This window comes from Micromonospora sp. NPDC003241, assembly GCF_053589795.1.
This window is the reverse complement of the sequence record NZ_JBSFSO010000007.1, coordinates 18,274-29,649: the sequence shown is the minus strand read 5'-3', so window position 1 is coordinate 29,649 and position 11,376 is coordinate 18,274. Positions and strand designations below refer to the sequence as shown.

Annotated in this window: 8 protein-coding genes; 5 read left to right on the top strand and 3 right to left on the bottom strand. The window is 73.1% G+C overall.

Translation table 11 applies throughout. The annotated features are described in order from the left end of the window. The first annotated feature begins 136 nt into the window (after positions 1 to 136). From ACWDVW_RS08030 to ACWDVW_RS08020, 3 genes are read left to right on the top strand one after another with little or no spacing between them, the layout of a single operon-like run. On the top strand, positions 137 to 1,150 hold the full coding sequence (locus tag ACWDVW_RS08030; RefSeq protein WP_449945963.1) for a hypothetical protein: 1,014 nt from the start codon (positions 137 to 139) through the stop codon (positions 1,148 to 1,150). A 16-nt stretch (positions 1,151 to 1,166) separates the two neighbouring features. Beyond that, complete coding sequence (locus ACWDVW_RS08025; protein WP_396748029.1) at positions 1,167 to 1,472, top strand: hypothetical protein; 306 nt, start codon at positions 1,167 to 1,169, stop codon at positions 1,470 to 1,472. Between the two features lie 25 nt (positions 1,473 to 1,497). Beyond that, a complete protein-coding gene (locus ACWDVW_RS08020) occupies positions 1,498 to 1,803 on the top strand; it encodes a WXG100 family type VII secretion target (protein ID WP_396748032.1) in 306 nt (101 codons plus the stop codon). A gap of 58 nt (positions 1,804 to 1,861) precedes the next feature. Here ACWDVW_RS08020 and ACWDVW_RS08015 read toward each other — a convergent pair whose 3' ends face one another. After that, complete coding sequence (locus ACWDVW_RS08015) at positions 1,862 to 6,349, bottom strand: FtsK/SpoIIIE domain-containing protein (RefSeq protein WP_449945960.1); 4,488 nt, start codon at positions 6,347 to 6,349, stop codon at positions 1,862 to 1,864. Continuing rightward, positions 6,349 to 7,587 carry a hypothetical protein gene (locus ACWDVW_RS08010; RefSeq protein ID WP_449945959.1) on the bottom strand — a complete coding sequence of 413 codons (1,239 nt, stop codon included), beginning with the start codon at positions 7,585 to 7,587 and terminating at the stop codon, positions 6,349 to 6,351. The genes ACWDVW_RS08015 and ACWDVW_RS08010 overlap by 1 nt, the downstream gene beginning before the upstream one ends. Positions 7,588 to 7,912: 325 nt before the next feature. Between ACWDVW_RS08010 and ACWDVW_RS08005 the strand changes: the two genes are divergently transcribed. After that, positions 7,913 to 8,803: a MerR family DNA-binding transcriptional regulator gene (locus ACWDVW_RS08005; RefSeq protein ID WP_449945957.1), complete on the top strand. Its 891-nt coding sequence runs from the start codon at positions 7,913 to 7,915 to the stop codon at positions 8,801 to 8,803. A 184-nt stretch (positions 8,804 to 8,987) separates the two neighbouring features. Further along, complete coding sequence (locus ACWDVW_RS08000; protein WP_350700549.1) at positions 8,988 to 9,764, top strand: hypothetical protein; 777 nt, start codon at positions 8,988 to 8,990, stop codon at positions 9,762 to 9,764. 42 nt (positions 9,765 to 9,806) lie between these two features. On the opposite strand, the gene ACWDVW_RS07995 is transcribed toward ACWDVW_RS08000, so the two are convergent. Beyond that, a complete protein-coding gene (locus tag ACWDVW_RS07995; RefSeq protein ID WP_449945956.1) occupies positions 9,807 to 11,255 on the bottom strand; it encodes an aldehyde dehydrogenase family protein in 1,449 nt (482 codons plus the stop codon). Positions 11,256 to 11,376 lie beyond the last annotated feature (121 nt).

Here is an 11,376-nt window from a genome sequence, read left to right as displayed (position 1 = left end):
CTCCCACCGCCCCCGACGCTCCTCGTCCTGCTCGACGCGGCGCACCCGCGCGGAGGTTCACGGTGAACCTCCGGCCGCCCCGGCCGCGTCGAACCCGACAGACGGCGAGGAGCGACGACCGGAGGAGAGGGCGGGGATGGCCGACCTGGTGCTCGACTACGCGCTGCTGCACCGGCTGGCCGGCAGCATGCGGGAGCTGAAGAGCCGGATCCAGTTCGACGTGGACACCGGCTCACGGCGATCGGTGGTCACCTCCGACGGGTCCGTGGTCGACTCGTCCCAGGTGGGCAACTCGTCGCTGTACGCCTCGCTGAGCGCCTTCTTCTACGCCTGCCACACCCCGTTCAAGGACTCGATGGACCTGCTCGACGAACTGGCCGGCACCTTCGACGGCATCGCCCAGGCGTACTTCGAACTCGACGCCGACATCGCCGGCAAGGTCAACCTGGACCAGCTGCGGGCCGACATCGCCGGCTGGCAGTCCGACACCGCCGCGTACGAGCGCTACCTCGATCTCAAGGACCGCCAGATCACCTTCCAGTACTACGACGAGCACGGGAACCTGGTCGACGGTTCGGTGCCGGTGTGGACCGGGGATCCGGTGCCCGAGCCGGGGGAGGTGCCCACCTCCAAGGCCGGCACCTCGCCGGTGGGCAGCAACGACGTCGTAGCGGTCGTGGACGACCAGGGCCGGATCGTCTCCGAGACCACCACCGTGGACTCCGGCGACGGGCTCGCCTACACCGAGACGACCCGGTTCACCTACCACGACACCGACGGTGACGGTGAGCCCGATGTCGTCGACTTCACCTCGACCATCCAGCACTCCGACGGCACCGAGGAGACGATCGAGAAGAAGACCAACCCCGACGGTTCGTACGTGGTGACCTCCACGACCGACGAGGGCACCACCACCAGCACGATCACCTCGACCGACGACGGCGGGTCACACCAGGTCACCGTCGACCACGAGGGGGAGACCACCACGACCGACATCGTGGTGACCGGACCGGACACCGGCACGAAGACGGTGGTGGGTCCGGACGGCACCGAGGTCTATCACGGCAACCCGACCACGGGGGAGTGGACGCTCGTCTCCGAGGAGCCACCCGAGGACGACTACGTCCCCTACACCACCGTCACCATCTGATTTCTGGAGTGAGGCCATGGCCAACATCACCGTCGACTTCGAGCGGGTCAAGACCGTCAACGACCAGCTCAACCTGGCCGTCACGCAGACCGTGCCCCGGTTGGAGGACTTGCGCAACGCGGTGTCCCAGTTGCTCACCAGCGACGGTGGTCTCTGGCTGCAACGGTCCAGCCCGACCCTCAGCGGGCAGTACCAGACCTTCAACACCGAGTTGACCAGCGCGATCGAGAACATCCGCTCGTTCGCCCAGCAGTTCCACAACATCACCGTCCAGCTCCGCACCATGGACGACCAGATCTCCACGTCGTCCAGCGGCGGCTGAGCACCCGAGGACCGGAAGGCAGACCATGGCAGAGGTAGACGTCGACTACGACCGGGTCCACACGGTCTCCGGGCGGCTCACCACCGAGGGCGCGGACATCGCCCAGGTGCTCAAGACCCTCAACGGCAGCGTCACCGAGCTGCTGACCAGCCAGGGTGGACTCTGGATGCAGCAGGCCAGCCCGGTGATGAACAGCCAGTACAACGAGTTCACCGCCTCGCTGACCAAGGCGGTCAGCAACCTGGAGAGCTTCGCCAAGAGCTTCGCGGCGATCGTGAAGAACCTGACCGACATGGACCAGACGCTGTCCAAGCCGCCGGCCAAGGACTGACCGGTCCTGCCCCGGGTGCCGACCACGGCGCCCGGGGCTCGGCCGTTCTGTGTCGGGCCTATCGCACCACGGTGTGCGGGATCGCCACCGTGCTCAGGGCGCCGGTCGCCGGGTCCGGCACGTACCCGCGACCCGGGCGGCTGCCCGACCGCAGTGCCGCCGGTGGCACCCGGGAGCCCACCAGGTCCCCCTCGATGGCCGACTGCGGTGCCAGCAGCACCCCCTGCCGGGACCGGCGGGCCTCGGCGATCCAGCCCCCCAACGACTGGACGAGCGTCTCGGCGGTGCCCGCGTAGGCCAGTCCGATGCCCCGGTCGCGGCCGGTGGCCACCACCTCCCGCAGCACCCCGTCCACCGGGTTGGCGAAGCCGAACAGGTCGACGTCGTCGACCAGCACCACCGACGGGCCGCCCAACTCCTCCAGCGCGGCGTTCACCTGCGCCGGGTCCGGACTCGTACCGGAAAGGACACGCACCCGGGCGTGGACCGCCAACCGGCGCAGCACCGACTCCCGGGGTGTCAGGACCACCAACGCGGTGCCGCCGGCCAGCAGCGACACCGCCAGCGTGGCGAGGGTGTTGCTGCGTCCCGATCCGGGCGGCCCGGCGACCAGGAAGGTCGCCTGCTGGCCGGCGAAGTCCACACCGACCGGTGCGGCGGCGTCGCCGCCGAGCCCGAGCAGACCGTGCAACGGCCGCCGTTGTGCGTCGGGGAACAGCGCGAACGCCTCGGCGAAGGTGACCGCGCCGGGCAGCCCGGCCACCGGGAACGGTCGGCGCTGCGCGGGCACGCCGCTGTCCCGGGCGGTGGCCCGGGCCGCGATCCGGCGCATCGCCTCGACCTGCGCCGGACCGGACGGGTCCCGGTCCAGCAGGGCGATCTGCAGCTCGCCCCGGTCCACCGAACTCCAGGCGCGGCCCGGTGGGATCACCTCGGGCACCCGCCGGTGGTTGACGCCGATCGCCGAGTAGTCGGTGCGGTCGGTCATCCGCAGCATGATCCGGTGGTCGTTGAGGGTGGCCACCCGTCCGGACAACAACCCCCGTTCGGAGGTCATCATCAGGTGCAGCCCGGCCGCCGGCCCCTCCCGCAGCAGACCCAGGAATTGGTCGAGCAGCCGCCCGCCGTCGTGGTCGCCGAGCACTGCGGCCAGCGAGTCCCAGCCGTCCACCAGCAGCACCAGGTGCGCCGGACGTTCGGCCGGCGACAGCGCCGCGCGCAACTCGTCCAGCCCGGCGCAGGAGTGGCGGGCCAGCAGGTCGTGCCGCCGGGCCAGTTCACCGCGCAGCCGACCGAGCAGACGCTCCAGGCGTTCCAGGTCGGCGCGGGGGACCACCGCGCCGCAGTGCGGGAACTCCGCCAGCGCCGCCATCGCTCCGCCGGCCGCGTCGATGGCGTAGAAGTGCACGTCGGCGCTGGACAGCGACCGGGCCAGTGACGCGGCCAGGGTGCGCAGCAACTGCGACCGGCCGGAGCGGGCGGCGCCGAGCACGTAGAGGTGTCCCAGGCGGGACAGGTCGGCGGTCAGCACCGGCTGGGTCTGCTGCTCCGGCAGGTCGGTCCGCGCGTACGGCACCGGCGGCAACCCGGGACCGGCCGGGGACGCGGGCGCGGCCAGGTCCTCCAGGAGCACGACCGGGGGCAGCGGCGGCAGCCACGGGCTCGGTTGCCGCTCACACGCCACCTCCCGGGCGGCCGCGTCGATCGCGTCCACCAACACGTCCAGGTCGGTGGCGGCCAACTCGTCCGGCGCGACACCGTTCGGCGTCACCTCCACCGGTGGCGGCAACGACCGGCCCAACCGGGACCAGGGCAGCTCGGTGCCCCGCACCGGCACCACCGGCCCAGGTTCCGACGTGTCCGGCTCGGCGCCCTGGTGCACCGCGCCCACGTACCCGGTCTGGAAGGGCAGCGTGGAGCGGTGCGCGAGCCGGGCCAACGCCCGACCGGGCGTGGCCGCCGGGATCATCGCGGCGTCGGGGACGTCGATGACGTCGGCACTCTCCGTCGGGTCGGTGACCCGCAGCGCGATGCGCAGGTTGGTGTTGGCCCGGATGTCGGTGGTGACCACCCCGCCCGGCCGTTGGGTGGCCAGGATCAGGTGGATGCCGAGCGACCGTCCCCGCTGGGCGATGCTGACCAGGCCGGGGATGAAGTCCGGCACCTCCCGGACCAGGGTGGCGAACTCGTCGATCACCAGCACCAGCCGTGGCACAGCCGGCAGCGCCGGGTCACGACCGCGCATCGTGCGGTACTGAACGAGGTCCTTGGCGGCCACCCCGGCCAGGATCTCCTCGCGTCGGCGCAGCTCCGCGCCGAGCGACTCCAGCGCCCGCACCACCAGCGCGCCGTCCAGGTCGGTCACCATGCCGAGGGTGTGCGGCAGGCGGACGCAACTGTGGAACGCGCTGCCGCCCTTGTAGTCGACCAGCACGAAGGTCAACTCGTCGGGTCGGTTCACCGCCGCCAGCGACACCACGATGGACTGCAACAACTCGGACTTGCCGGCACCGGTGGTGCCCGCGATCAACGCGTGCGGCCCGTCCCGGACCAGGTCGAGGCTGACCGGCCCGTCGAACCCGCTGCCGATCACGAACGCCGTCGACGCGGGCTGCCGCGACCAGCGCGCGGCCACCTCGGCACCCTCCGGGGGGTCGGCGTCCAGCAACTCCAGCAGGCGGCTGCGGTCGGGCAGCCCCGCGCTCTCGTCCGGGGTGACGTCCCGCAGCGGGGCCATCGCCCGGGACACCCGGTCGCACCACTGCGGCGTGACCAGGTCCGGACGTACGCCGGTGGCCTCCGGCACGCCGGTCTGGCGGACGGTCAGCCCCTCCGCGTCGGCCCGTAGGACCGCGGTGCACTCCTCCGGCAGCAGCCGCTCCTCGGCGTCGATGCAGATCGCGAAGACCCGCACCGGCGGACCCTCGGTCAGCACCTGCACCATGCCGGGTACGTCCCGCAGCCGCCGGGCGCCGTCGACCACCAGCACCACGTCGGGTTCGGTGAAGAGGACCTGACCGAGCTGCGTGCCCCGGGCCTTGGTCCGTGCGGTCACCATCGCCACCAACTCGCCGACCCGGTTCGCCACGGTCTCCGGGTCGTTGCCGAGCAGCGTGTACGGCCGTCCGGTCCCGTCCTCGGGCGGCCGGGTGTGCGGCAGCCAGCGCACCCAGCTCCACCGCTCCTCCCCGGCCGGCTCGGTCAACACGTGGATCCGCAGGTCACGTGGGCTGTGCAGGGCGGCGGCCTGGGCGAGGAGCCACCGCGCCGTCGCGTACGTGGTCTCCGCCGCGCCGGCCAGACCGACCACACCGCGCTCGACCAGGTCCACGGTGACCGGCACGTCCGGCACGGTCCACCGGAACTGCCGGTCCCCGTCGACGCGGGCCGGGTCCTCCACCTCGATCAGCGAGGGCTGGTCCATGGTGCCCACCCGCAGCACGAGGTGGTCGGGGTCGCGCCGCCGCCGCTCCCACAGCCGGCGGCCCGGACCGACGGCGGTGAACAGCAGGGTCGCCGGGTCGGGCGACGCCTCGCACCGGGCCAGTCGTTCCCCGGCGACGTCGGCCGCCAGCTCCCGCACCACCCGGGCGCGTTTGCGGATGTACTCGGCGAGCTCCCGGCGGTAGCGCTTACGACCGCTGCGCCGGTCGGTGTACCAGTTCGCCATCGCCAGCACCGGACTGAGCAGCATGATCAGCAGGAAGAAGTACGAGCCGAACAGGAACACGAAGGCCAGACCCAGCACCATCGGGGCGAGGATCATCAGCAGCGGGATGGGCCGGCGGGTGGGCTTGCTCGGCGGGGTGGGCAGCCGTCGCCGGGCGAAGAGCAGCGGCGGCACGATCCGGGGCGGCCGGTTGAAGTCCAGCATCGGGACGTCCACGGCGGGCGTCACCGCCGCGTCCGGGGCCGGCCGCCGGACCAGCCGCAGCAGACTGTCACCGACCGCCAGGTCCACCCCGAGCGGCCAGCGTCGGGCACCAGCCGATCGCGCCGCCTCGGGCCGTCCGCTCGCGGGTTCGTCGTCGCGTCGCGGCCGGTCCGAGTCCGTGGCGGGAACCACCGGTTCGGTCTCCGGCGGCGCCTGCGGAAGCGCCAGCCGTACCCCGTCGCCCAGGGTCACCCAGGCCCGGCCCTGCGCGTCGACCGCGAGTCGGGCGGCGTGCGCGGGTACGCCGGCACCGGCCGGGCCGATCGCCGACCCGGGCGCCGCGCCGATGTCGTGACAGCCCAGGCCGACCGGCCAGACCCGTCCCGCGTCCGGGCCGCCGACCCCGTGCACCTCCAACCAGTGCGTACCGGGGTCGCCCGGCAGGTCCCGTACACCGCCGGCCGTCGTCGGCGTGCCCGCACCCACGCGGACCCCGGCGACGATCCCGGCGGTGCCGACCGTCTGCGTCGGATCCAGCCGGTTTCCGTCGAGGTACCAGCCGTCGGGCCGGTCGTCCCTGTCGGTGAGCGCCCCCACCGGCGTGTCCACCTGGACGTCCACCGCGACGTCCCGCTCGGCCTCGGCCGCACTGACGGTCAGCAGCAGTCGCATCATCGGTCTCCGGGTCGGCCGGCGGGCTCGGCGCTGGAGTGCGCCATCGGCCGGTGCGTCTCCGGCGTCTGCTCGATCAGGTCGTCGTTGCCGGTCGGCGTCGGCGTCGGCGTCGGTGGTGGCGGTGGCGGTGTGTCCACACCCGCCGTCGGTGCGGCGGGTGCGGAGGAGACCGCGCTGACGGGCGTGGCGGCCGGGGAGTCCTCCTCGGCCCAGGTCGGTGACGTCGTGGGCGCCGTCGGCCGTCGACGCGACCTGGTGATCCGCACGAGCGGTGCGGACTCCGCGTCGAGCGCCAGTTCCGGCGCGCTGACCCGGCCGTCCGTGTCGACCCGCAGCCGCCAGCGGGACCCGGGCAGGTAACCGGCGACCAGCACCAGCAGGGTCGGGTCGTCGGCGACCAGCGCGGCGAGCCGTGCAGCCGTCGCGGCGTCGGGCCGTCGGCAGACCAGGACGCGCCGCCCGACGGCGGCGGCTCGATCTGTGGCGAGCAGCGTCAACGCCTCGGGTAACCCCTGCCGCTCCAGGTCGGCCGTGGCGAGATCGTCGTCCGGCGGCACCGCGACGATCAGGCGGTCCACGCCGTGCCCACCGATCAGCGCGGCCACCTGGACGGTCATCGCGCAGACCAGTCGGTCCACCGCCCCCGGTGCGCCGTGCACCGACACGACGCCCGGGCAGCGACCGAGGTCCAGCAGGACCAGATCCCTGGCCCGTACGCCCACCGCGACCGGCAGCGGTGCCCCGGAGACGGCGCCGGACGTCGGGGGCAGCGGTCGTCGCGTACGCCACAGGTGTCCGCTGACCTGCCACCCGGACTCCGCCGACGGCCGCAGGGCGGTGGACCCGGGCCCGGCGACCCGGACGCCGACCTCCTGGTCACCCAGCAGCACCAGGTACGGCCAACACTCGTCCTGCCCGCCGAGCGCCGCGCCCGCCGACATGATCCCGGCTCGCGCCGTCGGCACCGGACCGGGACCGGCGAACCGTGCCGCGACCACCCGCATGCCACGCCGGGCCCGCAGGCGACCGACGATCGGCGCCACCAGGCCCCGGGCCGTGTCGGTGATGCCGCGCCGGAGACGTCGCCCGAGGTGACGCAGGCCGTACCGACGGTTGACCCACCGCAGCAGCAGGACCAGCAGGATCGCCAGCTCCACGACGGTCAGGACGGTCAGCAGCGTCTGCCGGTGGGTGTCCAGGAAGCCGCCGAGCTCGCTCAGGGACGGCGTGTCCAACCGTGCTCCTCCTCGCGCGGTAGCGGCCTGCGCACGGCGCGGCCGCCGTCGAATGCTAGCCGTGGACGGACCCTCGCTCCCGGCCCGACGATTCCCTGCGGAGCCGGTAAAATCCCAGCTCAGGACGCGTGGAGAAGCGTCCGGCGGGCTGGTCGGCCGGCGGATGAACTCTTGGTGACGAACAGTCTGCGTCCCGTCGTCGGGCTGGTCTCTCCGGCAGCGCGGGCGCACCGGCCGGCGGGCGGCGTTCGAGGCGCGGTTGACCTTGCCCAAAGGGCCGGGCCGATGATGAGTCGGTCCACAAGCGCCAGGCCCGAGGAGAACCATGAACGACGACCTCACCGCCGGTGAGTTCCAGGTGATGACCGGCTTGTCGGCCAAGGCGTTGCGCCTGTACGCGGAGCGCGGCATCCTGCCCCCGGCGTCGGTCGACCCGCGCTCCGGGTACCGGCAGTACGCGCGCTCGCAGGTGCGACACGGGATCATGGCTGATCTCCTGCGTCGTGCCCAGGTGCCCCTGTCCGAGTTGGGGGAGGCCGCCGACTTCCCGTTCGCGCAGTGGCGCGACAAGGTCATGATGCGGCGCAGCTTCGAGGACTTCTTCCTGGCCGTCGCCGCGCACATCGCCGAGTGCGACCCGGCGGACCTGACCGCTCACCGGCAGGCCGCACCGAGCCTGGAGTGGGTGGGAGTGATCCTGGATCTCGACATCCCCGACGACGTGGAGGGCACGGTCGGGCGGATGTCCGAGATGGCCGCCGTCACGCCCGAGGTCGACCAGGCGTTCGGCGAGGCCCTCGCCGACCTGGCGCTGCCCCCGGCCGCCTTCTGCTGGGCCGCCGCCGCGCAGTCGGTCGGGGCCGGCGCGGCCTCCCGGATGCTGCTGGCCCGTCCCGGACCCGCCGGTCTGGACGAGGCCGCCCGCGACCTGATCGAGGAGCGGGTGCGCTCCCGGACCGGAGAGCCCGTCCGCGCGGTGACCGGGACGCTGCCGGCCCGGCTGGAGATCACCTTCACCGCCGGTGCAGACGGCGACCTGTCGCCCGTCGAGGAGGCGGCGGCCGGATACCTGTACGTGCTCGCCTTCGGCGAGTACACCGCCCGGCACGGCCTGACCGCGTTGTCTTCGATGCCCCGGGAGGTCAGCCACGGGCCGTCGCTCTTCTCCGACGATCCCGCACACCGCTCGGTCAGCGTCTTCGACGCCCGCGCCTGAGGCCCGTCACCCGGTCGGGTCCGACCACGGGCCATCGCAGGCATCCATCATCTGCTATATATGGGAACGCTTCCACAGGCGGTCGACGGATTCTGGTCCCGCCTGGGCACCCGTGACGCACCGGAGGTCGGACGCCGGGTGCCCGGCGGCGGACCGCCGCCGTGGCGACCATCGGAGGACAGGCATGCGCACACTTCTCGCCGCGTTGACCGCCGCGCTGACACTCGCCGTCACGGCCGGCAGCGTCCCGTCCGACGCCGCGAACGCCTCGCATCGTGGCTCCTGCACCCGGCACATGCTGTTCTGCGAGGACTTCGAACGCCTGCCGCGCGGCGGTGCCAGCAGCCTGAACTGGGGCATCGACACCCGCAACGGCACGCTCACCGTGGAACGCACCCACCGGGGCAACCAGGTGCTGCACGTCCACACCGTCGACAACGGACGCGCCTTCCTGCGCGTCGACGACTTCGCCGCACCGGGCAACCGCTTCTACGGCCGGATGCGGCTGCGCGTGGACGCCTTCCCGACCGCCCCCGACTGGGCGCACTTCACCCTCGTCGAGGCCACCGGCAGCGGCAGCGCCGAGGTCGTCCGACCGGTCGGCGGCCAGTACGCCCCCACCGTCCCCGGCATCTTCTGGGGGATCGGCGCCGACGGCGGGCCGACCGGCGACTGGACCAACTGGCGCGAGTCCGCCCCGGTGGTCGAGGACACCTGGCAGTGCTTCGAGTGGAAGCTCGACCCGACCGACAACCGCGTCACGGTCTGGATCGACGGAGTGGCCAACCCGGAGCTGACCGCCTCCACCACCGAGCACGGCGGCAACGACGTGCCGTTCGTCCTGCCGAACGTCAACACCGTGAAGATCGGCTGGCAGCTCTATCAGGGCGGCACCACCCCGGGCGCGTTCGACCTCTGGATCGACGACATCGCCCTGGCCAGCCGACGCCTCGGCTGCTGACCGACCCTGCCGGTCCCGGGGCTCCACCCGGCCCGGGACCGGCTACCACTGCACCGTCTGGACCTCCGTGTACTCCAGGACCCCCTCCAGGCCGAACTCCCGTCCGATCCCGGAGCGCCCGAAACCGCCGAACGGCAACCGCACGTCCGGGGTCGCACCGTCGTTCACGCTCACCCGTCCGGCACGCAGCCGCTCGGCCACCGCGACGGCTGCCACCCGATCGGCGGACACCACCGCACCGGCCAACCCGTACGGTGAGTCGTTCGCCAGGGCCACCGCCTCCTCGTCGGTGTCGAACGGCAGCACCACCGCGACCGGGCCGAAGATCTCCTGCCGGGCGACGGGGTCGTCGTTTCCGACACCGGTCAGGACCACGGGTTCGTGGAAGAAGCCACGGCCGTCGACGCCGGTCGGTCCACCGTCGACGAACGCCCGCGCGCCCCGGGCCTTCGCCGCGTGGACCGCTGCGGACACCCGGTCCCGGTGCGCGGCGCTGATCAACGGGCCCAGGGTCGTCCGCTCGTCGGCCGGGTCACCCGGTACGGCGGCGGCGAGCCGTTCCGCGAGCGCCGCCACGTAGTCGGCGACCACGTCGCGGTGCACCAGGTGACGGGTGAGCAGCGCGCAGCCCTGACCGGCGAGCGTGGTCGTGTTCACGGCACCGATCCGGCTCGCCATCGCGAGGTCGGCGTCGGCCCTGACCACGAGCGCCGACTTGCCGCCGAGTTCCAGCACCACCCGGGTGACGTTGCGGGCGGCCTGGGCCATCACCCGTGCCCCCACCGCGTCCGAGCCGGTGAACGTCACCAGACCGACCCGGGGATCACCGCTCAGCGCCGCGCCGACGTCGGCGTCACCGGTCACGACGTTCAGCACGCCCGGCGGTATCCCGGCCTCGTCGGCGGCCTCGGCCAGGGCGAGGATCTCCAACGGCGTGTACGGCGACGGCTTCACCACCACCGTGTTGCCCATCGCCAGGGCTGCCGCGACCTTCGGCAGGGTCAGCAGCAACGGCGCGTTGTACGGGGTGAGCGCCGCGACCACCCCGACCGGCACCCGGCGCACCAGACTCGCCGTCGTCCGGGGCGGGTCGCCGGCCGCACGGGGTGGCGGGGGCAGCATCCGGTCGTGTTCCCCGGTCGCGACCTCGATCGCGTACCCGAGGTGCGCCAGCGCGGCGGCCACGAACGCCGCCGATTGGCCACGCGGCGCGCCCGACTCGGCGACCGACAGTGCCACGTGGTGGTCGATCCGTTCGCTCAGCCTCCGCCACAGCCGGCGCAGGGCGGCGGCACGGTCGGCCGGCAGCAGCCCGGACCAGCGACCGTCGTGGAACGCCCGGTGTGCGGCGGCCACCGCGTCGGCCGCGTCGGACACCGTGCCGACGGCCGTGGTGCCGATCACCGCCTCGGTCGCCGGGTTCACCACGTCCGCCGTGCCACCGTCGGAGGCCCCACGCCAGCGGCCGTCGACGTACATCCCCTGTCCCATCAGCCGACCATAGGACCGGCCGAGGACCGTCGGCGGTCGCGCGGTGATGGGTAGTGCCTATCGAGCGATACGCGGTTCGTCTTTGTGCGCCCCTGCCCGGCCGGGTGGGATGGGGAGAGGG

Bases quoted from the DNA above. Each gene is read 5' to 3' on its own strand.
- ACWDVW_RS08025 (WP_396748029.1), top strand. From the start codon at position 1,167: ATGGCCAACATCACCGTCGACTTCGAGCGGGTCAAGACCGTCAACGAC.
- ACWDVW_RS08020 (WP_396748032.1), top strand. From the start codon at position 1,498: ATGGCAGAGGTAGACGTCGACTACGACCGGGTCCACACGGTCTCCGGG.
- ACWDVW_RS08000 (WP_350700549.1), top strand. From the start codon at position 8,988: ATGCGCACACTTCTCGCCGCGTTGACCGCCGCGCTGACACTCGCCGTC.
- ACWDVW_RS08005 (WP_449945957.1), top strand. From the start codon at position 7,913: ATGAACGACGACCTCACCGCCGGTGAGTTCCAGGTGATGACCGGCTTG.
- ACWDVW_RS07995 (WP_449945956.1), bottom strand. From the start codon at position 11,255: ATGGGACAGGGGATGTACGTCGACGGCCGCTGGCGTGGGGCCTCCGAC.
- ACWDVW_RS08030 (WP_449945963.1), top strand. From the start codon at position 137: ATGGCCGACCTGGTGCTCGACTACGCGCTGCTGCACCGGCTGGCCGGC.
- ACWDVW_RS08015 (WP_449945960.1), bottom strand. From the start codon at position 6,349: ATGCGACTGCTGCTGACCGTCAGTGCGGCCGAGGCCGAGCGGGACGTC.